Origin of the sequence: Amphritea pacifica, from assembly GCF_016924145.1 — a bacterium.
Taxonomy (GTDB): domain Bacteria; phylum Pseudomonadota; class Gammaproteobacteria; order Pseudomonadales; family Balneatricaceae; genus Amphritea; species Amphritea pacifica.
Window position 1 is genome coordinate 1 of sequence record NZ_JAFFZO010000038.1, and the last position, 24,980, is coordinate 24,980.

The following is a 24,980-nucleotide window of genomic DNA, read 5'->3' on the forward strand; positions in this document are numbered from 1 at the left end:
GGTCTTGAGGAACAAGTTCATCGATGCAAACAAACTCAAGGGCGGACTGGGTTGGGGGGCGTTCTCTTAGCATGAGCCTATTATAAAAAATCCTCGTCATTTGACGAGGACTTTATCAACAGCCTGAGAGAGCCCTTCGGCTCTCTTTAATCTTTTGATCTTAAGCTTTTTCTAGCGACTAACCACTAGCAAGGGCGAAGCCCGTTCTAGCCACGTCTCAGCTCTTAATGCAATTCATCATACTTCCGTTGAATAGCCATCAACGCCGGTTGCGCTTCCAGCGGCGCGTAGGCGATGGCCTGATCAAACAGTTCTTTGTTCTCGTCGGAGAGGCGTTCATCTTCATTCATAGCAGAGAGTTTCTGCATCGCTTCAATAAACTTGGGGTGTTGTTTCTTGGCCGGTTTCATAGGAACCACCTCCTTAAGTTGGCGACTTTTATCGCGGCACTGGGCCTAGGTGCGATAGAGGGTCTGAATAAGATGAAAACCAAACTTCGTTTTCACCGGTCCGTGGATCTCCAGCACTTTCTTGCGGAAAACCACATCGTCGAACGCTTTCACCATAGTGCCGGGTCGGAACTCACCCAGATCACCACCCCGTTTGGCAGAGTTACACAGAGAGTGTTTTTTTGCCAGACGGGCAAAGTCCTCCCCTTTCTCCAGTTGTTGCTTCAGCTTGTCGGCCTCCGCTTTGGTTTTAACCAGAATATGCCGGGCCGATGCTACAGCCATATTAAAATACCTTTGCTCACACAGTAAAACTTTTTTATAACATTCTGACTTTAAAACGGCGCCCTTTGATCTTGCCGTCAACCAGTCTGCTGTGGGCTTTACGGGCTTCTTCCCGCTTTACCGCCACATAGGCGGCATAGTCATAGATATCGATCTTACCCACGGCACTGCCATCAATGCCCGCTTCACCGGTCAGGGCACCGAGGATATCGCCCGGGCGGATCTTATCTTTTCGACCACCGGCGATGCAGAGCGTTCGCATCACCGGTTTAACGGGCTCCCCTGAACTGGTTTTTTTCAGGCTGCTGAGGGATTTTGTTTCCAGCGTCTGCGACAGATATTCACTGATGGTTTCCAGTTTATACTCTTCGGAGTCGCGGTAGAGACTGATCGCCATGCCCTCTTTTCCTGCGCGGCCGGTACGCCCGATACGGTGGACGTAGATCTCCGGATCACGGGGCAGGTCGTAATTGATCACCATCGACAGATCGCTGATATCCAGACCGCGGGCGGCGACATCGGTGGCGATGAGGATGGTGTTGCTGCGGTTGGCAAACTGCACCAGCACCTGATCCCGGTCGCGCTGTTCCAGATCACCGTGCAGGGCGGCGGCAAAATAGCCCAGGTTGCGCAGGTAGTCTGACACTTCGCGGCACTGATCTTTGGTGTTGCAGAAGATTACCGTGGATTCAGGGCAGAAGTGACTCAGTATCCGTGCCAGTGCTTCCGGTTTTTTGGTTTGTTCCAGGGCATAGAACGATTGCTCGATCTGACTGGTGCTGTGCACCGCCTCTACGGTCACTTCAACCGGATCCTGTTGCAGGTCGGCGCTGAGTTTTTTAATGCCATCGGGATAGGTGGCGGAAAACAGCAGGGTCTGGCGCTGTTTTGGTGTGTTGCTGATCACCCCTTCGATCTGCTCATAAAAGCCCATATCCAGCATCCGGTCGGCTTCATCCAGCACCACGGTGCTGCAGCGGGACAGATCCAGTTTGCCTTTGCGGATCAGATCCTGAATCCGGCCGGGAGTGCCCACGACAATGTGTGCGCCGTGTTCCAGCGAACCGATCTGCGGCCCGACGGATTGTCCGCCGCAGAGAATCACCAGTTTGATATTGTCTTTAAAGCGCGCCAGACGGCGGATCTCCTGAGCCACCTGAGTGCTGAGTTCCCGGGTGGGGCAGAGTACCAGTGCCTGAGTACCAAAATCCCGCTGATTGATCTGTAACAGCAGGCCGATAGCAAAGGCAGCGGTTTTGCCGCTACCGGTTTTCGCCTTGGCGATCAGATCTTTACCGGCCAGTGCATGGGGCAGACTGCCCGCCTGGATCGGGGTCATCTCGTTGTAGCCAAGATCAGCCAGGTTGCTGAGCATCGCTGGAGGGAGATTCAGGGAGGAGAAAGAGGTATCAGACACGGTGTACTCGGGATAAGAATTGAATTGGCCGCCAGTATACCCGATCCGGGACATTATCGCTGCCCCGAAAGGCTGTTCTATGGCCAGAGACGCCTCCGTCTGTCTTTATATCAGTTTCGTTAAGCTAGAGGGGTGAGTGCAGCAGCAGCGGGGATAAGAAACGCGCTGATATCGCCATCCAGTTTAAGGGTCAGCAGATCGTCGGCGCGGGTCCTGCCGTGGGTGATCGCTACAATCGGGATATTTTGCTTAACCGCTTGTTTACAAAACCGGAATCCTGAATAGACCATCAGTGATGAACCGACCACCAGCAGGGCATCCGCTTGCTGCAGGCTCTCCAGTGCACTGAATACCCGCTCTTTGGGGACATTATCGCCGAAGAACACCACATTGGGCTTGAGCATGCCCCCACAGGCGGGACAGTTGGAGACCCTGAATTGGCTGAAGTCGATCCCTTCCAGGTCGGCATCGCCATCGGGAGCTGCGTTGGCGGTGTAGTGGGCGTACTCCGGGTTCTCAGCGGTCATCTGCTGGTGGATAGTGTTGCGCTCATGGAGTCTGTTGCACGTCATACAGATCACCTGATCCGAGCGGCCATGCAGATCGATCACCTGCTGCTGTCCCGCTAACTGATGCAGCCGGTCAACATTCTGGGTGACCAACTGGCGACAGTAGCCCTTCTCTTCTAACAGCTTAAGGCTGTTATGCACGCCGTTGGGGCGGGCATTGGCCATCAGTGGCCAGCCCACCAGACTGCGCGCCCAGAACCGCTGCCGGGTGGCGTGGCTGGTGAGAAAATCACGGTGCTGCACCGGTGGCTGGCGTTTCCACTGGCCGTTATGGTCGCGGTAATCGGGTATCCCGGACTGGGTGCTGCAGCCTGCGCCGGTGAGGATAAACAGCCGGGGGTGCTGTTGGATAAAATCAGTGAGTTGCTGTGTCATGGCGTTTGGCGTCATAGCTATAGTGTAATCGGTGAATACGCTGTGACCAACGAAAAGGTTCAGTAAAGATAGCGACCGATTATCTCCCGCACCTGCTGCAGGGCGGTTGTCAGGGTATCTGTATCGACCGAGCCCAGTGCCAGCCGGATCGCGTGAGGGGGATTATCTGTGACTGCAAAGGGTTCGGCGCCGGACAGCGAAATGCGGGCGTTGATCAGAGCCATGACGATCAGGTCGGTGCGGGCGTCTTCTGGCAGGCGCAGCCAGATAAAGTAGGATGCCGGGTGGGACACGTAATCCAGCCCCGCTAACGCCATGCGGGCTATTGCTTGCCGGGCGGAGGCATCTCGGCGTTTTTCTGACTCAAGCTGGGCAACGGTGCCATCTGCGATCCAGCCGCAGGCGATGGCGGTCATCAGCGCCGGGGTGTTCCAGGTAGTGGCACGAATGGTGCGCTCAAGCAGGGGGATGTAATGCACCGGTGCAACGATACAACCGATGCGCAAACCTGTGGCAACACTTTTGGATAGCCCGGAGATATAGACGGTCCGTTCGGGGGCCAGGGTGAACAGGGGCGGCGGAGGTGTCTCAGCGAGAAACGCGTAGGCGGCATCTTCGATGATCAGCAGGTTATGCTGGCGGGCAATGGCGATCAGTTGCTGTCGCTGCCCGCTATTCATCACCCAGCCTAACGGGTTGTGCAGTGTGGGCATGCTGTACACCGCCTTTACTCGCCGTTGCTGGCACCGTTGTGCCAATGACTGCAGATCGGGACCGTCGTCGCTGACGGGTATTGGCAGCAGCTCCAGCCGTTGCACTTCGGCCAGCACCTTGAAACCGGGATAGGTCAGTGCATCCACCGCCACGACATCTCCGGGTTGCAGCAGCGACATGGCAGTGGCCGCCAGGCCCTGCTGTGCGCCACTAACGATCAGCAACTGATCGGCATCGATGTTCAGCCCCCGGGCCTCAAGATGGCGGGCCAGCAGCGCGCGTTCATGCCGGCGTCCGCCGTGGGGCTGATAGTGCAGCAGGGACTCCAGATCTCCGGAGATCGATAGTTGTCGCAGCGCCTGACGCAGCAGGTTGCTCTGACCGGGTATCGATGGCGAGTTGAAGTTGAGATCGACCATCCCCTCCGTTGCCGGGGGCTGATCGATACCGTGACCGGGCGGCAGGGCGGTCTCCCTGACAAAGGTTCCCCGGCCGGTTTCGCCACTGACCAGTCCCATCTGTTCCAGCTCAGAATAGACCCGGGTGGCGGTGACCAGTGCAATCCGCTGTTCGGCTGCCAGTTGTCGGTGGGTGGGTAGCTGCGTACCGGGCGGCAGTTGGCCTGAACGGATCTCGTCGGCAAACCGGTCGACCAGCTGTTTATAGCGTGCGCGGGGCATAACTGATATGTATCCATGACAATTATTTTATTGTCATGAATTTAGGTCATAAAATGGGTTATATCAAACTCTGACTGCACGGGGACGCGTACTATGCATATCGCCATACTGACCTTTGATGGTTTCAATGAACTGGATTCGCTGATCGCGCTGGGCATTCTTAACCGGGTGAAACGACCCGGCTGGCGGGTGTCCATTGCCAGCCCGACACCGCGGGTTGCGTCGATGAATGGCGTGGTGATTGATCGGCATATTCCGCTCCGTGAGGCTAATAATGTGGATGCGGTGTTACTTGGCAGTGGCATGAAAACCCGCGACATCGTGGCGGACAGGTCGATTATGTCTCAGCTTAGCCTGAATCCTGAACGACAGTTGATCGGCGCGCAGTGCTCGGGGGCGTTGATGCTGGCTGAGCTGGGGCTGCTGAGGGGTCTGCCGGTGTGCACCGATCTGACCACTAAACCCTGGGTGCAGGAGGCCGGTGCCGAGGTACTGAATCAGGCCTTTTTTGCCCGGGGAGATGTCGCCAGTGCGGGTGGTTGTCTGGCTTCACAGTATCTGGCTGCCTGGGTATTGGCGCGACTGGAGGGTATTGAAGTGGCTGAAGCGGCGATCCACTATGTTGCTCCGGTGGGGGAGAAAGATGCGTACGTTGAGCGGATGATGGCGACGATTGCTCCCTATCTGGTCGCTTAGCCGGGTCCTGTTTGAAGCACAAAAAAAGGTTCTTCGCGTGTTATGGGGAAGGATATAGAAACATCGATATCTTCATGGTTAAGCACCTGTTGGCGCGCTCTCCAGGCGGAGCGATCTTTCATTGGGGATGCCCTCTCGTTGCAGGATGCCGTGCCAAAACCAACTGGCGGAGGTCTGAATGCTTGACGCTAAAAAGCGCTTTACCACAGTACCCAAAGGGCATGCTAAGTGCACAGAGGGCACGGAGAAACACTATTAATCAGGTTTTCTCTGTGCTCTCTGTGTCCTCTGTGGTGAGTCTGTTCAGGCTTTAAGGGCCCCTGCAATATATAGCTCCGCTACTATCTACCACGATGGAATCCTTACCCGGTAAAAAGCGATGAATCAAAAAAAACCGCGCAGTGCGCGGTTTTTTTTCGGTTAAAGCTTAACCTGCAAATCTGGCTTTGGCTTCAAGGCGACGACGGTGCAGCACCGGTTCGGTATAGCCGTTTGGCTGGATACGGCCCTGAATCACCAGTTCCAGTGCCGCCTGGAAGGCAACGCTGTCATCAAAGTTGGGGGCCATCGGATGGTACAGGCGATCGCCGGCATTTTGCTGGTCGACCACCGCCGCCATCCGCTGCATGGTTTCCATCACCTGGGCTTCAGAGCAGATACCGTGGTGCAGCCAGTTGGCGATATGCTGGCTGGAGATCCGCAGGGTGGCGCGGTCTTCCATCAGGCCAACATTGTTGATGTCAGGCACTTTAGAGCACCCCACACCCTGATCGATCCAGCGCACCACATAGCCCAGAATGCCCTGGGCATTGTTGTCCAGTTCGTTCTGAATCTCTTCAGCCGACCAGTTGGGATCGCTCGCCACCGGAATCGTGAGAATGTCATCCAGATTCGCGCGTGTTCGGCTCTTCAGCTCATCCTGACGGGCGAAGACATCAACCTTGTGATAGTGCAGTGCGTGCAGTGCTGCCGCGGTAGGGGATGGCACCCATGCGGTGTTCGCGCCCGACAGTGGGTGACCGATCTTGGCGTCCAGCATGTTAGCCATCTGATCCGGGATCGCCCACATACCTTTACCGATCTGTGCCCGACCCTGCAGCCCGCAAGCGAGACCGTTATCCACGTTCCAGTCTTCATAGGCAGCGATCCAGGCAGCGGCTTTCATCTCACCTTTGCGGATCATCGGGCCGGCTTCCATGGAGGTGTGGATCTCGTCGCCGGTGCGGTCCAGGAAGCCTGTGTTGATAAAGACCACCCGGTCTTTCGCCGCGCGGATACACTCTTTCAGGTTGACCGTGGTGCGCCGCTCTTCATCCATAATACCCATCTTCAGGGTAAAACGGTCCAGACCCAGGGCATCTTCGATGCGACCAAAAAGTTCGTTGGCGAAAGCCACTTCTTCAGGGCCGTGCATCTTCGGTTTAACGATATACATAGAGCCGGTGGTGGTGTTGCTGAACTGACCGTTGCCTTTGACATCGTGGATAGAGATCAGGCTGGTGACCATGCCATCGAGGATGCCCTCAGGGATCTCGTTACCCTCTTTATCGAGAATCGCGTTGTTGGTCATGAGATGGCCCACGTTACGCACAAACATCAGGCTGCGGCCTTTCAGGCGGACTTCAGAGCCATCAACGCCGGTATACTGTCGATCTGGGTTCATGCGGCGGGTAAAGGTCTTACCGCCTTTGGTCACCTCTTCGGTGAGGTCGCCCTTCATCAACCCCAGCCAGTTTTTGTAGGCAACCACTTTATCGTCAGCATCGACGGCGGCAACGGAATCTTCACAATCCATAATCGCAGTCAGCGCCGCTTCAACGATGATATCGCTGATACCGGCGGCATCGGTAGAGCCTATCTGGCTATTACGATCGATTTTTACATCCAGATGCAGGCCGTTGTGCTTCAGCAGGATTGAGCCGGGTGCTTCGGCATCACCGTTGTAACCGATCAGTTGTGCTTCATCCTGCAGACCGGTTTCAGCACCGTTGGTCAGGGTCACCACCAGTTTGCCGTCGCGGATACTGTAACGCACGGAGTCTTTATGGCAGCCAGTCGCCAGCGGTGCCGCTTCGTTCAGCACGTTACGGGCAAACTCAATGACTTTCGCGCCACGAACCGGGTTATAGCTACCTGAGATCTCCGCGCCATCCGCTTCTGAGATCGCATCGGTGCCGTAGAGGGCATCGTAGAGGCTACCCCAGCGGGCATTGGCAGCGTTCAGGGCGAAACGGGCGTTCATCACCGGCACCACCAGTTGCGGGCCAGCCATGGTGGCCATTTCCGGGTCAACATTGCTGGTGGTGGCAGAGAAATCTTCGCCTTCTGGTAACAGGTAGCCGATCTCCTGAAGGAATGATTTATAGGCGCTAAAATCAAAACCGTTAGTCCGGTTTTCGCGATGCCAGCTGTCGATCTGCTCCTGAATGGCATCACGCTTTGCCAGCAGAGCGCGGTTTTTCGGTGCCAGATCGTGAACAATCGCGTCCAGACCTGACCAGAACTGCTCTTCAGTGACACCGGTGCCTGGAATGACCTGTTGGTTGACAAAGTTGTACAGCGCTTCAGCAACCTGCAGGCCGCCCGTTTGTATCCGTTGACTCATAATTTACTGCCTCATTGTAATCGTCCCGAATCCGGTGCGAGGCAACCGGACCAGATCTATTTTGTATGCCGCAATCGCAGTGGCTCCTATCAGCGCTACCGCTATTGTGGCTTGTGCGTTGCAACAATATCGCAATTTGCAAACTCTGTCGCCCCTGAGCACTGCTAAAGTATGAAGCATATACCCCCTTTGAGGCAGGTATTCATTTCACATTGTGGAAAGGTGGCTCAGGGCGGTCAGGGGGCGGTTTTCATCTGACAAAAAGCTGCCGGATGGCAGCTTTAATGTGACGTTACCCTGGCTGAGTAGTCAGAACAGCCAGTTGGTGGGTTCTGGCAGGGGTTGTCTTTTTTCCACTGCGCTCAGTCCTTTGATACAGCGAACGATAAACCAGAGGACGGTAAATAACAGGATAAGATAGCCGATCAGAATAAACGTGGTAATCGCACCGATAAAGGCATACAGAAATCCTATCCAGAAGGTTCGGATCTGCCACTGATAGTGGGTCTTCAGCCAGTCCGGGGCATCCGCTTTATAGACATAGGCCATCACCAGCCCAACGATTCCGGTGACACCGATCACGATACTGATCAGATAGAGGATATACACAATTTTGGCGTTGCTGCCATTATCCTTTTGCGTTTCTGCAACTTCATTCATACGCGTTAAGCTCCTTTTTACGATTTAAGAAATATTTTCACGGATTGTATCGGGCAGAGCGACGGAGCGCCCAGTGTTATGATCCATCCACACCACCTTGGAGTAGCCTTCGCTGCAGAGCTGGTCGGGATTGTCGGTGGTGCTCAGTTCATACCAGACCATAAAGCTGCTGCGGCCGATCTCGCCAACATAACTTTTGACAATGATGGTGGCCGGATAGCTCACCGGTCTGAGGAAGGTGCAGCCAACACTGATAATCACCGGATCGGTGCCGTTACCGTTCATCGTTGCGCCGATACTGGCGAGAAACTGCACCCGGGCCTCTTCCAGATAGCGCATGTAGAGAGCATTATTGACGTGGCCGTAGGCGTCCATATCGCCCCAGCGCACCGCCAACTGGCACTGGTGCAATAATTTCCGCTTTGGCGGTTCACTCATGGTCCATCTCCTCTTCCGGTATCCCTGTATATAGGCGTTCAGCCGTCATCATCTTTATCCGGGGGCTGCCCGGTATCATTACTGCGCAGATGCAGGTCCATCTGCGGGAACGCGATCTCGATATTGTGCTCCCGGAATAGCCGGTCAATGGCGCTGTGCAGCTCATGCACCGTCTGGTTGCGGATATCCATAGAGCTGATATGGGCGCGCAGTTCAAAGTCCAGTGTACTGTTGCCAAATGCCAGGAAAAAGGCCAGCGGTGCTGGTTCAGTGAGGACATGTTTATTATCCGCGGCAGCCTGTAGCAATAGCTTTGTTACCAACGGGGTATCTGAACCATAGGCGACCCCGACGGGGATCACGATCCGGGTGATGGCGTCGGTCAGTGACCAGTTGATCAACTGATCAGTGATAAAGGTTTTATTGGGGATGATGACCTCTTTGCGGTCCCAGTCGGTGATGGTGGTCGCGCGGATCTGAATCCGGCTGACATTGCCGGAGACACCACCAATGGTTACGGTATCGCCAATGCGTACCGGTTTTTCAAACAGAATAATCAGGCCGGAGACGAAGTTAGCAACAATCTCCTGCAGGCCGAAGCCCAGGCCGACACCCAGGGCAGCAACCAGCCACTGTAGTTTGCTCCACTCCAGACCGAGAAAGTTAAGAAAACTGATCAGACCGATGATGTACAGGCTGTATTTCAGCAGGGTGGAGACGGCAAAACTGGTGCCGGGGGCCAGCGGCAGGTAGTTCAGTACCAGCAATTCGAACAGACCGGGGAGGTTGCGTGCAGCGATAAAGGTCACTGTCAGGGCGGCCAGGGCAAAAATAATCTGCTTCAGGGTGATAAAACTGAGCACTCCGCTGTCGTTGCTGCCGGTGCTCCAGAGAGTCACCGAGTCCAGCGCTTCCAGCGCTGGCAGGGTCCAGCCGAGGGTGAACCAGGCCAGGGTGAGAAAGATCAGTGCAGTGACGGTTTTGAGCAGCATATTGCCCTGCTCAGATATGGTTTGCAGATCAACGAAATTCTCTTTCAGTGGCGGCGGTGTCTCTTTCTGTTCCTCCCGCGCGGACAGAATTTCCGCCCGACGGGCCAGGGTCTGAGCGAACAGCAGCTTGCGCTCTTCGATCAGTAACCAGCGTCGTCCCAGATGAAAGATCAGGTAGGCCAGAATAGCGATACAGACCAGCAGGAACATCAGGCCGATCAGAATGCCCGCCGAGAGTATATAGCCCCATAGAATCATCCCTGCCATCGTGACATTAAAGGCGATGACAGCGCCGATCCAGACGCTGATATTGTTCCACAACTTACCATCAGTCGTGTGTTGTGCATGCGGGGTCGCTCGCCACAGGCTGATCCAGAACAGGGTGAAACCGATGGTAATCAATAACAGGATTAAACGGGTCGGGCCTGCAATAACGGTCTCATTGGTACTCAGGTCCAGCAGCATCAGGAAGGCGATCAGTGGTGTGTTGATCCAGAAGAGCCAGCTCAGTCGTTTTCGCAGTGTCGCGGTGGTGTGCTCCGGCAGGCTGAACTGCCCCTGCAGTAAGCCGTGAGGCTGCTGTAACCAAAGCATTATGGTCAGGTACAGCCAACTGATCGAGGCGAGCATATAGAGCAGATTTCTGACCGCGGCCTCATCCCCGCCGATTTTTCTGCCTAACACATAGAGAAACAGAGGGATGGGCAGTGTGGCTAATGGGCCATACAGCAGAGGGCGCAGGGTATGGCTGATATGATCCTGACTGACATTGCCGATCTGTGAGCACCATTTTGGCTGACGTTTGTTCAGATAACGCCGGCAGAACAGCGCGAAGGGCAGCACAGCCAGAAACAACCCTGATGGCAGTGTTACTTTATCCATCAACAGCGCCCGGTAGGGTTTCAGCAGGGCGGGTAGTTCAGCACTCAGATCGATAAATCCGTTAATAATCTGCGCGGGCCATCCGGCCGAGACCGGCTCGGTGCTGGGTAGCCAGAGCAGGTGTTTATTAAACAGCGCCCGGCTGGCGGTGATCTGGGCGTTAAACTGTTCCTGAATCAACAATAGTTGTGACAGCTCACTGATCAGTTTCTGTTGCAGCGTGCGCTGTTCGGAGATCAGCTCGTTGAGGCTCTGTTGCAACTGAGAAAGCTTTGTTTTTTGCGCGTCGGTCAGCCCCTCGGTCTGTGCCTCCACCGGGGGCTGGCTCAGGGTCAGTTGGTTGAGGCGCAGCTCTTTAAGCCGGGTTCGGGTGATGTCCGATTTCAGGGGCTTTGGCAATTGTTGAATATGTTTGCGAATCTCTGAACCGGTATAGCCGATTCCCAGCTCCAGCTGCAACTGGATCGCCTGGTAGGTCTGACGAATAATCTGCAGTTGCTGTTCCAGTTGTTTACGCCGTTGCGCTGTCTGCTCGGTTTCTGCGAGTCCCTGACGGATAATATCGGCCGTTTCATTATTGCGTGTCAGGGCCTGTTGCAACACCGGGTTGTTATCGGTGTCAGCTGATTCCAGCTGGCTCAGGGTTTTTTCTGCCGAGGCCCGGCTCTGCTGCTGCAGGCGCTCTTCGGCTGTGTTAATCCAGACCTTGTAGTCCTGAATCTGGTTTTGCAGACTTTTCAGATTCAGTGATGCCAGCTCTGTGCGGCCGGGCAGGGCGAGAATCTCAAGCTCGGTAACCTCCAGAGCCGACTCGGTGGCCATTTGCTGATAGATGCGCAGTTGCTCTCTGGCTTTCTGCAGCTCGGTTGTCGGTGGAATCGCTGGAGCTGAGCTGAGAGGGCTGTTAAGTTGTTGTTGCAGTGAGGATTGTTTTTCCCGTTTGCTCAGCAGTAATTTGTCACTATCGCGGATAGTCTGTTGCAGTTCATCCTGATACTTTTCCAGATCGATCAGGCCCGCTTTGGTTTTGATCAGCAGAGGTTGCAGCTCGGTGGCTGGCGGCAGGGTTTCGGGCAGCTCTGCACCGCTATGAGGAGGGCGGTTGCGGGCTTGCTGAAGCTGTTGAGGCTGAGCCTCAATCTCAACCCGCAGATCTTTCGCCTGTTGTCGCTGGCTGATGATCTCCTGAATATGCTGCGCTGTTTGCTGGTAGATCGTATTGAGAGGGTTTTCAGGGTCTTTTTCAAACTGCTGCAGCTGACTCTGAAGACGCGTCAGGTCAGCGTTGAGGTCGGGCGATTCGGCCAGCCCGTTAAGACTGAACAGCAGCAGAAAAATAGATAACAGTCGCATAGATCGTGCCTTAAGGTGATGCAGTTTACTATATACGCCAATGACCTGTGCACAAGGAATAAGTTGCAAATCTGGCCTAAATTATAAGGTAGCCCCGGTTTTTTTGATCGCCCCTGTTGACGGTGAACTTAAGGAATAGTTGATTATGCAGATGTTAGATGCCAAATGCTTACGCAATAATCTTCCGGTATATAACCAAGAGGATGGTATCAGCAGCAGCGAGATGCTGGAGGAGTATCTCAGCTGTTATCAGCTGCATCCGATTCTGCATGCCGGGCATAAGCTGTTTGCTACCCGGCAAACGGTGCTGGGGTGTACCCTGTTTGTACAGCATTACTGTTGCCGCGAGCAGAGCCGGGGAACGGTAGTGGTGTTACATGGCTATTTTGATCACAGTGGGCTGTATGGCCATCTGATCTCCTATCTGCTGGAGATCGGTTGGGATGTTCTCATCTATGATCTGCCGGGGCATGGGCTTTCCCAGGGCACACCACTGTCGATTGACTGCTTCACCACCTACGCCAGACAACTGACCGAACTGTTGAACAGTCGTCAGGATAGACTCACGCCTCCCTGGACTGTACTGGGGCAGAGTACCGGGGCGGCAATACTGATAGAGCAGCAGCTGCAGTTTGGTTATCGGGACTGGCCGGTTAGGCATCAGGTGTTTCTGGCACCCCTGGTGCGTCCCTGTGGCTGGGAACAGATCGCCAGTAAGTATCGCTGGTTAAGGTTTCTGTTGCGCTCAGTGCCCAGAAGTTATGGTCCGAGCTCCGGGGATCAGCGGTTTCTGGACTTTGTTCGTTACCAGGATCCGCTCCAGCATCACCGCATTCCGGTGCGCTGGATCGGCGCGATGTTGCACTGGATAGATGAGGTGGAACAGTCCGGCAGTCTGGCGACTCAGCCCCTGTGTATTCAGGGGGTGGAAGATGAGACGGTGGAGTGGCGGCATAACCTTGGCGTGATCGGACGTCTCTATCCGGGGCTGGAAATTAAGCTGTTACAGAAAGCCAGACATCATCTGGTGAATGAAGAAGCGGCTATCAGGTTGCAGGTGTTTAATCTGATAGAGCAGAAACTCAATCGACACAGCTGAAGACGCCAATAAAAAAGGCAGCCTGCCAAGCAGACTGCCTCTGTGGGTACCAGGCTAACTCAGAACAAGCGGCGGCAGCGGATAGTACCCTTAATCTGTTTCAGTTTTTCCAGGGCAACTTCTGATGTATCAGCATTCACATCGATAACCACATAACCCACTTTCTCATTGGTTTGCAGGTACTGGCCGGCGATGTTGATGTTATTTTCAGAGAATATGCTGTTGATTGAGCTCATCACCCCAGGGATGTTCTCATGCACATGCAGCAGGCGGTGAACATCCGGATGCTCTGGCAGGGCTACTTCAGGGAAGTTGACGGAACTGATAGAGGAGCCATTATCGCTGTACTTGATCAGCTTCTCTGATACTTCATAACCGATATTTTCCTGCGCTTCCAGCGTTGATCCGCCAACATGCGGGGTCAGGATAACATTGTCGAACTCGCGCAGTGGCGAGATAAACTCATCATCATTGCTGCGCGGTTCAACCGGGAACACATCAATGGCCGCTCCCAGCAGACGATTCTCAGCCAGTGCTTTGCACAGATCATCGATGACGACGACAGTACCGCGGGCGGCGTTGATAAAGATCGAGTCCTGTTTCATCTCTGCAAACTGTGCTGCTCCCATCATATCTTTAGTTGAGGCAGTCTCAGGAACATGCAGTGTGACGATATCGCAGGTGTTCAGCAACTCTTTCAGTGAACCCAGCTGGGTCGCGTTCCCCAGTGGCAGCTTGGTGACGATATCGTAGAAGAAGACATGCATCCCCAGGGATTCGGCAATAACACTCAACTGTGAACCGATGCTGCCGTAACCCACGATACCCAGTTTCTTGCCGCGAATCTCATAGGAACTCTTGGCCGATTTCTGCCATTCGCCGCGATGCGCCTTGGCATTTTTTTCGGCCACGCCCCGTAGCAGTAGAATGGCTTCTGCGATCACCAGTTCAGCCACTGAGCGGGTGTTGGAGTAAGGCGCGTTGAAAACGGCAACACCACGCATGGTTGCTGCGCGCAGATCCACCTGATTGGTGCCGATACAGAAACAACCGACGGCGACCAGTTTGTCCGCCGCTTCAAAGACTTCTTCGGTCAGTTGGGTGCGGGAGCGAATGCCGATAAAGTGCACATCTTTGACGCGCTCAAGCAGTTCATCTTCAGGCAGAGAGCCGGTCAGATACTCGATATTGGTATAGCCGTGCGCATTCAGGGTATCCAGTGCAGACTGGTGCACGCCCTCCAGCAGCAGAATCTTGATCTTGCTTTTTTCCAGAGAGGTATTTTGGCTCATGGTATGGATCTCTTTTTAATGTGGCGATGTACCTGTGTGTGGCAGGCATCCCCGGATTAGCCGGTAAAAGAAAGGGCGCTATGTTAACACAGTGTCAGGGGAAAAGGGGTGGCCCCGATGGGGGGATTTGGTGGATTTTTATTCACTTAAAGATGAATCCAGATCAATTAATAAAAATAATAAGTGATTTGGATTCATGTTTTAGGTGGTTAACAGTGCTGTTCAGCTATAGAAACAGAGGTAGGCTGTTGGTTGGGCAACCTGTAGCTGGAAGGTCTGATTGGCTGCAACCCGGAACTCGGTGCCTGTTGGGAATGCCTGCCATTCATCACTGCCGGGCAGTTTGACAATCAGTTCACCACTGACAACTTTCATCAGTTCGTTTTCAGAGGTGCCAAACTCATAGTCTCCTGCAGCCATAACGCCGGAAGTTACTTTACCTTCCGCATTTTCAAAGCCGATAGATTTTACCGCACCATCAAAGTATTCGTTTACGGTCAGCATGTTCTTACTCCTATAAATGGGAGCGCTATAGTAGATATCTTTGCCTGTTTTGTCACCTGTTTGAGGTGTGGGCGACGGTGGCCGGGGAGTGCTCCAGCAGGTAATCGACAAAGGCTTTGTTTGCCTGGGAAAGGTAGCTCTGTTGTCGCCAGGCGATGCTCAGGTTGAACAGTAGTGGTTCATCAAAGGGGATGCCGATCAGGTCACGGGCATCATCGATGGCGGGTTTGAGCAGGGCTGAGATGCCAAAACCGTGTCGTACCACCGACTGAATCAATGGGATCAGGTTGGTTTCAAAGGATATTTTCGGAGAGACATGGTACTGCTTGGCGAGCTGCTCGGTAACCTGACGGTGGAAAAAGCCCTCCTTAAACAGCACCAGCTCTTCGTCCAGAAACGCCGGGTAGCTGACACGGGTCTGGCTGGCGAAGGGATGGTCCGGACTGACGCAGACGAGGGTTTCCACCTGCATCAGATGCACCCTTTCCAGCTCATCGGTCTCGCCCTGATCGACGACTATACCGATATCCAGGGTGCCCTGCTCGATCTGGCGGCGGATATGGGTGGTTCCCCCTTCGACGACCGATAGCTGCAGTGCGGGAAAGCTGTGGCGAAAGCCCATTAGCAGTTCGGGCAGATAGTAGGAACCCAGCATACTGGGAATGCCCACTCTCACCTGTCCCCGGGTCAGGCCGGTCAGCTCCTGCATCTCCAGCTCTGCATCGGCAACCGCCTGAACTATCTTGTCCGCATGCAGCAGCAGTCGCTCACCCTCATCGGTGAGGCTGATGCGGCGTTCATTACGATGGAACAGGGTCAGCCCCAACTCACTCTCCAGCCGTTTGATGGACATGCTGACAGCGGGTTGTGCCAGGTGGAGCTTTTCTGCTGCGCGGGTGAAGTTGGCTTCCCGGGCAACCATCTGGAAGCAGCGTAGCGAACGGATATCCATCGGTTTACCTGAATATTGATCTGCGGAAATTCCCGTTGATGCTCAGTGAGCGGTGTGACATTTACTATATCATCACAAATATTTATTAATATTATCATTTATATATATTTCTGTGATTTTAACTCGGCTGTTAGGCTTACAGCATCTAATTGGAGTGTGCTGTAATGATTGAATCGGGTAGTAAGCCTTTCTGGCGGGCAACCATCGCCCTGTGTATCGGTTCGTTTATGATTTTTGCCAACGTCTATGTCACGCAGCCTATTCTGCCGGAGTTACAGCGGGAGTTTGCACTCACTACTCTTGAGGTTAGCTGGTCGTTTACCGTGACCACCCTGATGCTGGGCCTGTCACTGCTGTTTTATGGGCCTTTGTCGGATGCGGTAGGTCGCCGCCCGCTGATGCTGATCAGTATGGCGGGTGTATGTCTCTGTACCCTGTTGTTATCCCAGTCGGAAAGCTTTGCTGCTCTGGTCTTGCTGCGCGGATTGCAGGGGCTGTTTCTGGGGGGGCTGCCGGCCATTGCCATCGCCTACATGGGGGATGAATATTCACGTAAGGCGCTGCTGCTGGCGGTGGGGCTGTACATCAGTGGCAACTCTCTGGGGGGGATCTCCGGGCGTTTGATTGGTGGTTTTGTGGGGGAATGGCTGGGCTGGGCCGATCTGTTTCTGGTGATGGGCCTGGTCAGCTGTGTCTGCCTGCTGCTGTTCTGGTGGTTGTTGCCAGTATCCCGGCAGTTTTCACCGCAACCCCTTAACCTGTCTGCGATGCTGTCCCGTTTATGGGATCACCTGAGCAATCCGCTACTGTTGCTGGTCTATCTGGTGGGTGGACTGAATTTCTTTATCTTTATCAATCAGTACAGTTATATCACCTTCGTGTTGTCGGAGGCGCCCTACTCTCTGAGTCCGGTATGGATCGGCCTGTTGTTTCTGACCTATCTGAGCGGGACCGTTGGTTCGACGCTATCGGGGCGTTTAGCGCAGCAGTATGGACAGCTTAACTGTATTAAAGCGGGTATTCTGATTCTGATCAGCGGCAGTCTGCTGACCCTGAGCAGCGCTTTGCCGCTGATTGTCACTGGTTTCTTTATCAATAGTTTCGGTTTCTTTTTCGCCCACTCCAGCGCCAGTAGCTGGGTAAGTCATCAGGCAACCCATGCCCGCGCCAGCGCCTCCTCGCTCTATCTGGTGTTTTATTATCTGGGGGCGAGTAGTGGCGGTTTTTATCTTGATCCATTCTGGCACTGGCTGGGCTGGGAAGGGGTTGTGCTGGGCTCGGTCATGGTACTGCTGATCACCCTCAGCCTGACGCTGTCATTGAGCTCACTGAGCGCCAGGGGTATGATCAGAGCCCATTAAGCGAACAACGGTTCCCGGTTTTAAAGACAGTTGCGGGCGCTCAATCGGTAGGGAGCATGATTATGCAGTATAAACATCAGTATGTAGACGGAACTGACGCTAACCTTCCCGTGGGGAAGGTGGTCTGTGTGGGGAGAAATTATGCCGACCATGCGGCGGAGCTGAATAACCCGGTTCCGACAACACCGATGCTGTTTATAAAACCTTCAACCGCTATTGTGCCGCTGTCCAGGCCGTTTGAGGTGCCGGTGGATTTTGGCTCGGTCCATTTTGAAACGGAGATGGCGGTTCTGATCGGTCAGCCACTGAAAAATGCGACCCATGCTGAGGTAGACGAGGCGATTGTGGGCGTGGGGATAGCGCTTGATCTGACTCTGCGGGATCTGCAGAGCAAGTTAAAGCAGCAGGGACATCCCTGGGAGAAAGCCAAAGGCTTTGATGGCTCCTGTCCGTTATCCGCATTTCTTGAGCCGGTGGCGGTGGGGGATCTGCAGGATCAGCAGATCCGCCTGACGGTCAATGGCCAGGTGCGTCAGAACGGTAATAGCAGCCATATGTTGAATAAAGTGCACCCACTGATCGCATACATGAGCCACTACTTCACCCTGTTGCCCGGCGATGTGGTGCTGACCGGTACTCCGGCTGGGGTTGGCGCCGTTAATCCCGGTGATAAGTTGTTGCTGGAATTAGGCAGTCAGCTGCGGGTAGAAACTCAGGCTATCTGAGCACAGAGGACGCGACACGATGCTATGGGTAAAGGTGTTTCATATACTGGCAATGACCAGTTGGATGGCGGGTATTTTCTATCTGCCGCGTATTTTTGTGCACTATGTCGAGGGGCGTGCAGCGGGACAGGATGTTGCCCGGCTGGAGATTATGGCCGGCAAGCTGTTTGGCTTTATGTCGATTATGGCGCTGTTTACTCTTGGGTTTGGCTTATGGCTCTGGCTGGGCTTCGGGATTTCGGGGGGCTGGTTGCATGCCAAGTTGCTGTTTGTGGCGCTGTTGATCGGTTATCACTTCTGGTGTTTCAGTTATCTGAAAAAACTGCGGGCCGGAACGCTGGATAACAGTGGACGATATTTCCGTCTGTTCAATGAGTTGCCGCTGCTGATCTTTATACCGATTCTGATCTTTGTGGTGGTGAAGCCTTTTTAACAGGCCAGGTTATTAACAAGCAGGTTATTAACAGGAAAGGTTTAAGCGCGTTCGATCTTACTGCGTAGCCGTTCAATGCGGGCCGCAGCCCGTTCGGTCTCCTGCCGCAGACTATCCACATCAGAATAGAAACGTTTCAGCTGTGGCCGGCTCGGCAGCAGCTGCAACTCCTCTTTAATATACTCTTGCATATTTAGCATCAGGCTGTGACCCGCCTGCCGATAAAACTGCGATTTCCATTTCACTAACCGGGCCAGTTCGTGGGCCGGCAGATCACCTGTAATCTGTGCCAGAATCCCCTCCCAGTCCAGTGCGGCATCGATCATCACCTGACTGAACCGGGTTGCCAGGGCACTATCGCCAGAAACCTGAATGGTTTTGCCAAACATCGCTTCGCTGTTGTCTGTGGCGCTCAGTAGCTTGAGAAAGTCTGCCGCTGAGCCGCTCAGGGTGACATCGGCATCATTGCGTTCAATCTGGTCTATCTGCAGGCCGGCGGCGCTGGGCTGCAGTGACAGGGAGAGTCTGGGGGCGCTGAGCTGAATGGCGATGACTTTGCCATCCAACTGACTGAGCCGATCAACGGTTGCCGGACTGCTCAGCAGTAACCGGTTAATGGTGCCTTCCGCGAGGGTTAGCAGGGCTGCGCTGATCGATTCGATAGTCATGGTCAGGGTTTGATGCCGGTATGCAGGGCGACAACGCCACCGGTCATATTCTGATATTTACACTGGGTCAGGCCTGCTTCCTCCATCATCCCTTTCAGGGTTTCCTGATCGGGGTGCATGCGGATCGATTCTGCCAGATAACGGTAACTGTCCTCATCGCCCGCAATCAGCTTGCCGATTTTGGGTAGCAGGTTGAATGAGTATAGATCATAGGCTTTGGTCAGCAGTGGATTTTCGGTTTTGGAAAACTCCAGCACCATTACCTTACCGCCGGGTTTCAGTACCCGGGCCATTGACGCCAGCGCTTTCTCTTTGAAGGTGACGTTTCGCAGGCCAAATGCGATGGTGATGCAGTCAAAGGTGTTGTCTGGGAAGGGTAGCGCTTCAGCATTGGCCTGGACAAACTCGACATTGCCAGTGATGCCCCGATCCATCAACCGGTCGCGGCCAACCTTAAGCATTGAATCATTGATATCCGCCAGAACCACTTTGCCCTCTGAACCCACCAGACGAGAGAAACGCATCGTCAGGTCGCCCGTACCGCCGGCAATATCCAGCACTTTATGGCCACGACGGACACCGCTCTGTTCGATGGTCAGCCGTTTCCAGATGCGATGGATACCGCCGGACATCAGATCGTTCATGATGTCATACTTGCTGGCAACCGAGTGAAAAACGTCAGCTACTTTCGCCTGTTTTTCATCGACTTTGACCTGTTCGAAGCCGAAATGGGTTTTGTCCTGAGATTGTTTCTGGTCAGTCATAGAAAACCTGTAATCTGCATAGTTCGCGTTGCAGCATTCTACCTTTGCCACAGGCAATTGTCTTTACTCTTCCATCATCAACTGATCTGGGTAAATAAAAAACCGGTTCAGTCAGCGAGAGGCTGTGCTGCCTAACCCCGGGCGATCATGTTGCCGTGGCGTGTGGCTCCGGCCTCTTGCAGGGCTGCGAGATAACGGTTCCAGTAGGTATCATGATGTAGACACAGGTCGTAGAGGTATTCCCAGGTGTACAGGCCGCTGTCGTGGCCATCATCAAAGATAATCTTGAGTGCATAGTTGCCAGCGGATTCAAGCCCTTTGATTCCCACCAGTTGTTTGCCTGTCTGCAGCACGCCGTTGCCGATACCGTGACCGCGTACCTCGGCTGAGGGTGAGTGAACCCGCAGGTATTCGGCGGTCAGTTCGTAATGCTCCTGATCACTGTAAATCAGCTCAAGGGTTCTGGATTTTGCGTGAAGCTTAATGTCTTTTGGAAGTGGTGCTGCCATGACTGACTCCGATGGCGGAGCCTGAGGCTCCGCCACATGGATGGGGTTAAAGGATATAGTGGCTCAGGTCTTCATTCTGGCTCAGCTCTGCCAGATGCTGATCCACATAAGCACGATCGACATTGATGGTCTGACCTGAGTTGTCGGCGGCGGTGAAAGAGATCTCTTCCAGTAATCGCTCCATCATTGTATGCAGGCGACGGGCACCGATGTTTTCGGTTTTCTCATTGACCTGATACGCCAGCTCAGCAATCCGGTCGATGCCATCCTGAGTATACTCAACGGTGACTCCCTCCGTCGCCAGCAGGGCGCGGTATTGCTCCGTCAGTGAGGCATTTGGTTCGGTGAGGATGCGGCGGAAATCATCCGGTGTCAGAGCCTTTAGTTCAACCCGGATCGGCAGACGCCCCTGCAGTTCGGGAATCAGATCGGATGGTTTGGACAGATGAAACGCGCCGGAGGCGATAAACAGAATGTGGTCCGTTTTGATCATGCCGTATTTGGTGGTTACGGTGCTGCCTTCGATCAGCGGCAGCAGATCGCGCTGAACCCCTTCGCGTGACACATCAGCCCCGGTGCCCTCACGTTTGCACACTTTGTCGATCTCGTCGAGGAAGACGATGCCGTTTTGCTCCACGGCGTCGATGGCCTGCTGTTTCAGCTCATCATCATTGACCATTTTGGCCGCTTCTTCGTCGATCACCTGTTTCAGCGCATCTTTAACCTTCATCCGTTTACTTTTGGTTTTGTTGTTGCCCAGGTTGGAGAACATGCTCTGCAGCTGACTGGTCATCTCCTCCATTCCCGGGGGAGCCATGATCTCAACCCCGACCGGTGTCTGGCTCAGATCGATATCGATCTCTTTATCATCCAGCTTGCCTTCACGCAGTTGCTTGCGCAGCAGTTGCCGGGTCGCACTGTCCTGTTTCGGTTCTGCCGGTTGCTCATCAAAACTGGTGGGGCGGGCAGGTGGCAACAGAGCATCAAGAATGCGATCTTCGGCGGAATCTTCGGCGCGGAATTTAACTTTATCCATCGCCTGTTCGCGCAACATTTTGATCGCCATATCCATCAGGTCGCGGATAATGGTTTCGACATCGCGGCCGACATAGCCCACTTCGGTAAACTTGGTGGCTTCAACCTTAATAAAAGGGGCGTTAGCCAGTTTCGCCAGGCGGCGGGCAATTTCGGTTTTACCGACCCCGGTAGGGCCAATCATCAGAATATTCTTGGGTGAAACTTCGGCGCGCAGTTCAGGCTCCAGCTGCATCCGGCGCCAGCGGTTTCGCAGTGCGATGGCGACTGAACGTTTGGCGTTGGCCTGACCGACGATGTGTCGGTCAAGTTCAGAAACTATTTCGCGGGGTGTCATATTGGACATCAGTAATTCTCTCTGGCTATTCTTCAGGCTCAGGCTGCGGTGGACTGCAGCTGTTCTATGGTGAGGTTGGCGTTGGTAAAGACACAGATATCGGCAGCGATCTGCAGGCTCTTTTCAACAATATCCCGGGCGGACAGATCACTGTTAGCAACCAGTGCGCGGGCTGCAGCCAGGGCGTAGTTGCCACCGGAGCCGATGGCGATGACGCCGTCTTCGGGTTCAATAATGTCGCCGCTGCCAGAGATAAGGTAGGTTTTATCTTTATTGGCAACCAGCATCAGTGCTTCCAGTTTTCGCAGCACCCGGTCACCACGCCACTCCCGGGCCAGGCTGACCACGGCATTGAAAATATTGCCCTGATGTTTCTCCAGTTGCTGTTCGAACAGATCCAGCAGGGTGATGGCGTCTGCAGTGCTGCCGGCGAAGCCGGTGATGACATCGTGCTTTGGCAGGCGACGGACTTTGCGGGCGGTACCTTTCATTACGGTGTTGCCAAGCGAAACCTGGCCGTCACCGCCGACAACGACCTGATCGTTGCGGCGTACTGAAACAATTGTGGTCATGGGTGCGTTTTCCCGAATAGATATACTCAGTTTTCAATGAGTATAGATATGGGAGCGCAGGACGTTATTTCAAGGTTATGAATATCCGATGACCGATCGATTAGTCGATTTGTCGGACTAATGGCTGAATACTCATCCTGACCAGGCGGTCTTCAGCTTTATTCAGCAGCGAGCGGTTTTCGAACGGGCCGGACAGTACCTGATACCAGATGCTGCCATTGCTATTGGTCACCCGGTGCGTTTTGACATTGGGCAGCCCTTCCAGAATAAGGCGTGCCCGCAGTTGTTCAGCATCGCTCTGATTTTTGAAAGAGCCGGCCTGAATCACATAGGTGTGTGCCGATTTAGCGTCTTTCGGGGTCGATTTGTAGGGCTCAACATTGGCGGTATCGACTTCGCTCTCTGGCAGAATCTGATAGAAATCAAACCGTTCAGACTGCTCCTCAACCGGTATTGCCGGTTTGGCGGCTTTGCTTTCCGGTTGTTTTGTTTTGGATTCAGCAGGTTGTGCTTTTGGTGCGGCTTTAGCCACCGGTTTACTAACCTTGTCAGCCGCTTTGGCAGCGGGCTTTGACGTGGCTGGCTGTGTAGTGGTGCCGGTAGTGCTGTTATCGGGTTTTACGGTCGTCAGTTGCCAGAGCGCGAAGCCAAAGCCGGCCAGCACTACCAGACTGATAACAGAGCGTACCAGCGGGAAGGGCTTTTTCACCGGCGCGCTTTTGGTTTTTGCATTGCTTCGCGTTGCCCGGCTGGCGGCCGTTCCACTGTTGCGTTTCTTTGCGTAATCTTTGCGCGCCATCAGTTTCGCCTGCTTACATAAGGTCCGGAGCATTGACGCCCAGCAGGTCCAGGCCGTTTGCCAGTACCTGTCTGACGGCAACCGCCAGGGTTAGCCGGGCGTTGCGCAGGTCAGTATCGTCAACCAGAGTTTTTTCTGAGTTGTAATAGGTGTGGAAATCGCTGGCCAGCTCATAGAGGTAGGTGGCGATCAGATGAGGTTCGCGGACATCGGCAGCGCGTTTCACCACTTCCGGATAACGTCCCAGCTTAATCGTCAGGTGTTTCTCCGATTCAAGGGTCAGCCGGTCGAGGGCGTTCTGACCGGTTTGCTCATCCCACTGCTGGTTGTTTTCAACCAGTTTACGGAAGATTGAGCAGACCCGTGCATGGGCATACTGAATGTAATAGACCGGATTATCCGCAGACTCTGAGCGCGCCAGATCGATATCAAAATTCAGATGGCTGTCTGATTTACGGGCTGCCAGAAAGTAGCGGGTGGCATCACGGCCTACCTCGTCGATCAGGTCTCGCAGGGTCAGATAACTGCCCGCGCGTTTGGAAATCTTGACCTCTTCACCACCGCGCATAACGGTGGCCATCTGGTGCAGTACATAATCTGGCCAGCCCTTAGGGATCCCTGCATTGAGTGCCTGCAGACCCGCGCGAACGCGGGTGATGGTGCTGTGGTGATCAGCGCCCTGTTCGTTAATAACTGTGTCAAAGCCGCGCTGCCACTTATTCATATGGTAGGCAACATCAGGCACAAAGTAGGTATAACCGCCATCGGTTTTGCGCATTACCCGATCTTTATCATCACCAAAGTCGGTGGTTCGCAGCCACAGCGCGCCACCATCCTCGTAGGTATAGCCATTGTTAATCAGGGTTTGTACAGTTTCCTCAACTTTGCCTTCGCTATAGAGAGAGGACTCAAGGAAATAGACATCGAAGTCGACGCCGAACGCTTTCAGGTCCAGATCCTGCTCATGGCGCAGATAGGCCACAGCAAAATGGCGGATCGCTTCCAGATCATCGGCATCCTGAGTGCCGGTAAAACTCTGATCTTCAGAGCTGACCGTATCTCCGCGCATAAAGCTTTCCGCCAGTTCAGTAATATAAGCACCGCGGTAGCCATCCTCAGGCCAGCTTGGGTCTTCTGGGGTTAGTCCTTTGCAGCGTGCCTGTACAGAGAGTGCCAGATTGTTAATCTGGGCACCGGCATCATTGTAATAAAACTCGCGGGTGACCTCCCAGCCAGTCGCCTCCATCAGGCGGCTGAGGCAGTCGCCGACCGCTGCGCCCCGGCCGTGACCAATGTGCAGAGGGCCGGTTGGGTTGGCAGAGACAAACTCAATCTGCACCTTTTTGCCGGCACCATCGTTGTTGCGGCCGTAATCACTTTTCTGCTGCAGGATGGTTTTGATCAGGTTGCCGGTTGAGGCATCGCTGACAAAGAAGTTGATAAAACCGGGGCCGGCGATCTCGGTTTTTTCGACATTATCAGAACCGGGCAGGGCTGCGCAGATCTTTTGAGACAGTTCCCGGGGGTTGCATCTGGCAGCCTTGGCCAGGGTCAGAGCGATGTTGGAGGCAAAGTCTCCATGAGACTTGTCGCGGGTGTTCTCTACCATGATGTTGGGCTGAGTGTCAGCTGGCAGGGTGCCATTTTCAATCAGCGAGGTCAGGGCAGTATTAATCAGATCCGCAATGTGTTGTTTCATGCTCAAAAGATACCGGGTTGAATTCAGGGGCCAGATTCAGCGCCGCAGGTTTTTCGCCTTATGAAGAGTAAAGGAGAGTATCAAAACTAAGGCGGTTGCGCGTTGTCTGTAAAAAA

24 protein-coding genes are annotated in these 24,980 nt (G+C 54.1%); 5 read left to right on the forward strand and 19 right to left on the reverse strand.

Annotated elements, in window-relative coordinates:
• Window positions 1-224: 224 nt before the first annotated feature.
• The 5 genes from JW499_RS18390 to JW499_RS18410 form a co-directional block, all read right to left on the reverse strand.
• On the reverse strand, window positions 225-410 hold the full coding sequence (locus JW499_RS18390) for a hypothetical protein (RefSeq protein ID WP_205211958.1): 186 nt from the start codon (window positions 408-410) through the stop codon (window positions 225-227).
• A gap of 45 nt (window positions 411-455) precedes the next feature.
• Entirely contained in the window at window positions 456-734 is a 279-nt protein-coding gene (locus tag JW499_RS18395) for a peptidylprolyl isomerase (RefSeq protein WP_205211959.1), read from the reverse strand.
• 34 nt (window positions 735-768) lie between these two features.
• A complete protein-coding gene (dbpA, locus tag JW499_RS18400) occupies window positions 769-2,151 on the reverse strand; it encodes an ATP-dependent RNA helicase DbpA (protein ID WP_332873958.1) in 1,383 nt (460 codons plus the stop codon).
• 119 nt (window positions 2,152-2,270) lie between these two features.
• Window positions 2,271-3,095, reverse strand: a complete 825-nt coding sequence (locus tag JW499_RS18405; RefSeq protein WP_232846513.1) for an NAD-dependent protein deacetylase — start codon at window positions 3,093-3,095, stop codon at window positions 2,271-2,273.
• A 59-nt stretch (window positions 3,096-3,154) separates the two neighbouring features.
• Window positions 3,155-4,489, reverse strand: coding sequence for an aminotransferase-like domain-containing protein (locus tag JW499_RS18410; protein WP_205211962.1), 1,335 nt, complete (start codon window positions 4,487-4,489; stop codon window positions 3,155-3,157).
• 93 nt (window positions 4,490-4,582) lie between these two features.
• Here JW499_RS18410 and JW499_RS18415 point away from each other — a divergent pair, with 93 nt between their 5' ends.
• Window positions 4,583-5,185: a DJ-1/PfpI family protein gene (locus tag JW499_RS18415; RefSeq protein ID WP_205211963.1), complete on the forward strand. Its 603-nt coding sequence runs from the start codon at window positions 4,583-4,585 to the stop codon at window positions 5,183-5,185.
• Window positions 5,186-5,612: 427 nt separating this feature from the next.
• On the opposite strand, the gene JW499_RS18420 is transcribed toward JW499_RS18415, so the two are convergent.
• The 4 genes from JW499_RS18420 to JW499_RS18435 form a co-directional block, all read right to left on the reverse strand.
• Window positions 5,613-7,790, reverse strand: a complete 2,178-nt coding sequence (locus tag JW499_RS18420) for a malate synthase G (RefSeq protein ID WP_205211964.1) — start codon at window positions 7,788-7,790, stop codon at window positions 5,613-5,615.
• A gap of 309 nt (window positions 7,791-8,099) precedes the next feature.
• Window positions 8,100-8,450: a DUF4870 family protein gene (locus tag JW499_RS18425; RefSeq protein ID WP_205211965.1), complete on the reverse strand. Its 351-nt coding sequence runs from the start codon at window positions 8,448-8,450 to the stop codon at window positions 8,100-8,102.
• Between the two features lie 24 nt (window positions 8,451-8,474).
• Window positions 8,475-8,888 (reverse strand): acyl-CoA thioesterase, encoded by a 414-nt coding sequence (locus tag JW499_RS18430; protein WP_205211966.1) that lies wholly within the window; start codon window positions 8,886-8,888, stop codon window positions 8,475-8,477.
• 38 nt (window positions 8,889-8,926) lie between these two features.
• Window positions 8,927-12,115, reverse strand: coding sequence for a mechanosensitive ion channel domain-containing protein (locus tag JW499_RS18435; RefSeq protein ID WP_205211967.1), 3,189 nt, complete (start codon window positions 12,113-12,115; stop codon window positions 8,927-8,929).
• Between the two features lie 145 nt (window positions 12,116-12,260).
• Between JW499_RS18435 and JW499_RS18440 the strand changes: the two genes are divergently transcribed.
• Window positions 12,261-13,214, forward strand: coding sequence for an alpha/beta hydrolase (locus tag JW499_RS18440; protein WP_205211968.1), 954 nt, complete (start codon window positions 12,261-12,263; stop codon window positions 13,212-13,214).
• Window positions 13,215-13,273: 59 nt separating this feature from the next.
• Here JW499_RS18440 and serA read toward each other — a convergent pair whose 3' ends face one another.
• From serA to JW499_RS18455, 3 genes are all read right to left on the reverse strand, one after another.
• Window positions 13,274-14,506, reverse strand: coding sequence for a phosphoglycerate dehydrogenase (gene serA, locus JW499_RS18445; protein WP_205211969.1), 1,233 nt, complete (start codon window positions 14,504-14,506; stop codon window positions 13,274-13,276).
• A gap of 222 nt (window positions 14,507-14,728) precedes the next feature.
• Window positions 14,729-15,010 (reverse strand): pyrimidine/purine nucleoside phosphorylase, encoded by a 282-nt coding sequence (gene ppnP / locus JW499_RS18450; protein WP_205211970.1) that lies wholly within the window; start codon window positions 15,008-15,010, stop codon window positions 14,729-14,731.
• 52 nt (window positions 15,011-15,062) lie between these two features.
• Window positions 15,063-15,962, reverse strand: a complete 900-nt coding sequence (locus JW499_RS18455; protein ID WP_205211971.1) for a LysR family transcriptional regulator — start codon at window positions 15,960-15,962, stop codon at window positions 15,063-15,065.
• Between the two features lie 164 nt (window positions 15,963-16,126).
• On the opposite strand from JW499_RS18455, the gene JW499_RS18460 reads away from it, so the two are divergent.
• The 3 genes from JW499_RS18460 (at window position 16,127) to JW499_RS18470 (ending at window position 18,481) form a co-directional block, all read left to right on the forward strand.
• Window positions 16,127-17,323: an MFS transporter gene (locus JW499_RS18460; RefSeq protein ID WP_205211972.1), complete on the forward strand. Its 1,197-nt coding sequence runs from the start codon at window positions 16,127-16,129 to the stop codon at window positions 17,321-17,323.
• Between the two features lie 62 nt (window positions 17,324-17,385).
• Window positions 17,386-18,048 carry a fumarylacetoacetate hydrolase family protein gene (locus tag JW499_RS18465; RefSeq protein ID WP_205211973.1) on the forward strand — a complete coding sequence of 221 codons (663 nt, stop codon included), beginning with the start codon at window positions 17,386-17,388 and terminating at the stop codon, window positions 18,046-18,048.
• 19 nt (window positions 18,049-18,067) lie between these two features.
• Complete coding sequence (locus JW499_RS18470; RefSeq protein WP_205211974.1) at window positions 18,068-18,481, forward strand: CopD family protein; 414 nt, start codon at window positions 18,068-18,070, stop codon at window positions 18,479-18,481.
• 41 nt (window positions 18,482-18,522) lie between these two features.
• On the opposite strand, the gene JW499_RS18475 is transcribed toward JW499_RS18470, so the two are convergent.
• The 7 genes from JW499_RS18475 to argS form a co-directional block, all read right to left on the reverse strand.
• Window positions 18,523-19,149, reverse strand: coding sequence for a ubiquinone biosynthesis accessory factor UbiJ (locus JW499_RS18475; protein WP_205211975.1), 627 nt, complete (start codon window positions 19,147-19,149; stop codon window positions 18,523-18,525).
• Window positions 19,150-19,151: 2 nt separating this feature from the next.
• Complete coding sequence (gene ubiE / locus JW499_RS18480) at window positions 19,152-19,913, reverse strand: bifunctional demethylmenaquinone methyltransferase/2-methoxy-6-polyprenyl-1,4-benzoquinol methylase UbiE (protein ID WP_091354885.1); 762 nt, start codon at window positions 19,911-19,913, stop codon at window positions 19,152-19,154.
• 131 nt (window positions 19,914-20,044) lie between these two features.
• Window positions 20,045-20,422: a gamma-butyrobetaine hydroxylase family protein gene (locus tag JW499_RS18485; RefSeq protein WP_205211976.1), complete on the reverse strand. Its 378-nt coding sequence runs from the start codon at window positions 20,420-20,422 to the stop codon at window positions 20,045-20,047.
• Between the two features lie 46 nt (window positions 20,423-20,468).
• Complete coding sequence (gene hslU, locus JW499_RS18490; protein ID WP_205211977.1) at window positions 20,469-21,803, reverse strand: ATP-dependent protease ATPase subunit HslU; 1,335 nt, start codon at window positions 21,801-21,803, stop codon at window positions 20,469-20,471.
• A gap of 29 nt (window positions 21,804-21,832) precedes the next feature.
• On the reverse strand, window positions 21,833-22,366 hold the full coding sequence (gene hslV / locus JW499_RS18495; RefSeq protein ID WP_091354894.1) for an ATP-dependent protease subunit HslV: 534 nt from the start codon (window positions 22,364-22,366) through the stop codon (window positions 21,833-21,835).
• A 100-nt stretch (window positions 22,367-22,466) separates the two neighbouring features.
• The gene (locus JW499_RS18500) at window positions 22,467-23,165 is read right to left on the reverse strand and encodes an SPOR domain-containing protein (RefSeq protein ID WP_205211978.1); all 699 of its coding nucleotides are present in this window, start codon (window positions 23,163-23,165) and stop codon (window positions 22,467-22,469) included.
• A 13-nt stretch (window positions 23,166-23,178) separates the two neighbouring features.
• Window positions 23,179-24,864 (reverse strand): arginine--tRNA ligase, encoded by a 1,686-nt coding sequence (gene argS / locus JW499_RS18505; protein ID WP_205211979.1) that lies wholly within the window; start codon window positions 24,862-24,864, stop codon window positions 23,179-23,181.
• Window positions 24,865-24,980: the final 116 nt, after the last annotated feature.

Excerpts from the sequence above, each read along its gene's own strand:
- JW499_RS18465 (WP_205211973.1), top strand. The coding sequence starts at position 17,386 with ATGCAGTATAAACATCAGTATGTAGACGGAACTGACGCTAACCTTCCC.
- JW499_RS18420 (WP_205211964.1), bottom strand. The coding sequence starts at position 7,790 with ATGAGTCAACGGATACAAACGGGCGGCCTGCAGGTTGCTGAAGCGCTG.
- JW499_RS18475 (WP_205211975.1), bottom strand. The coding sequence starts at position 19,149 with ATGACTATCGAATCGATCAGCGCAGCCCTGCTAACCCTCGCGGAAGGC.
- JW499_RS18455 (WP_205211971.1), bottom strand. The coding sequence starts at position 15,962 with ATGGATATCCGTTCGCTACGCTGCTTCCAGATGGTTGCCCGGGAAGCC.
- JW499_RS18460 (WP_205211972.1), top strand. The coding sequence starts at position 16,127 with ATGATTGAATCGGGTAGTAAGCCTTTCTGGCGGGCAACCATCGCCCTG.
- JW499_RS18440 (WP_205211968.1), top strand. The coding sequence starts at position 12,261 with ATGCAGATGTTAGATGCCAAATGCTTACGCAATAATCTTCCGGTATAT.
- JW499_RS18410 (WP_205211962.1), bottom strand. The coding sequence starts at position 4,489 with ATGCCCCGCGCACGCTATAAACAGCTGGTCGACCGGTTTGCCGACGAG.
- hslU (WP_205211977.1), bottom strand. The coding sequence starts at position 21,803 with ATGTCCAATATGACACCCCGCGAAATAGTTTCTGAACTTGACCGACAC.
- JW499_RS18415 (WP_205211963.1), top strand. The coding sequence starts at position 4,583 with ATGCATATCGCCATACTGACCTTTGATGGTTTCAATGAACTGGATTCG.
- ubiE (WP_091354885.1), bottom strand. The coding sequence starts at position 19,913 with ATGACTGACCAGAAACAATCTCAGGACAAAACCCATTTCGGCTTCGAA.
- JW499_RS18405 (WP_232846513.1), bottom strand. The coding sequence starts at position 3,095 with ATGACACAGCAACTCACTGATTTTATCCAACAGCACCCCCGGCTGTTT.
- JW499_RS18470 (WP_205211974.1), top strand. The coding sequence starts at position 18,068 with ATGCTATGGGTAAAGGTGTTTCATATACTGGCAATGACCAGTTGGATG.
- JW499_RS18430 (WP_205211966.1), bottom strand. The coding sequence starts at position 8,888 with ATGAGTGAACCGCCAAAGCGGAAATTATTGCACCAGTGCCAGTTGGCG.
- argS (WP_205211979.1), bottom strand. The coding sequence starts at position 24,864 with ATGAAACAACACATTGCGGATCTGATTAATACTGCCCTGACCTCGCTG.
- JW499_RS18435 (WP_205211967.1), bottom strand. The coding sequence starts at position 12,115 with ATGCGACTGTTATCTATTTTTCTGCTGCTGTTCAGTCTTAACGGGCTG.
- JW499_RS18425 (WP_205211965.1), bottom strand. The coding sequence starts at position 8,450 with ATGAATGAAGTTGCAGAAACGCAAAAGGATAATGGCAGCAACGCCAAA.
- ppnP (WP_205211970.1), bottom strand. The coding sequence starts at position 15,010 with ATGCTGACCGTAAACGAATACTTTGATGGTGCGGTAAAATCTATCGGC.
- JW499_RS18395 (WP_205211959.1), bottom strand. The coding sequence starts at position 734 with ATGGCTGTAGCATCGGCCCGGCATATTCTGGTTAAAACCAAAGCGGAG.
- JW499_RS18390 (WP_205211958.1), bottom strand. The coding sequence starts at position 410 with ATGAAACCGGCCAAGAAACAACACCCCAAGTTTATTGAAGCGATGCAG.
- serA (WP_205211969.1), bottom strand. The coding sequence starts at position 14,506 with ATGAGCCAAAATACCTCTCTGGAAAAAAGCAAGATCAAGATTCTGCTG.
- JW499_RS18485 (WP_205211976.1), bottom strand. The coding sequence starts at position 20,422 with ATGGCAGCACCACTTCCAAAAGACATTAAGCTTCACGCAAAATCCAGA.
- JW499_RS18500 (WP_205211978.1), bottom strand. The coding sequence starts at position 23,165 with ATGGCGCGCAAAGATTACGCAAAGAAACGCAACAGTGGAACGGCCGCC.
- hslV (WP_091354894.1), bottom strand. The coding sequence starts at position 22,366 with ATGACCACAATTGTTTCAGTACGCCGCAACGATCAGGTCGTTGTCGGC.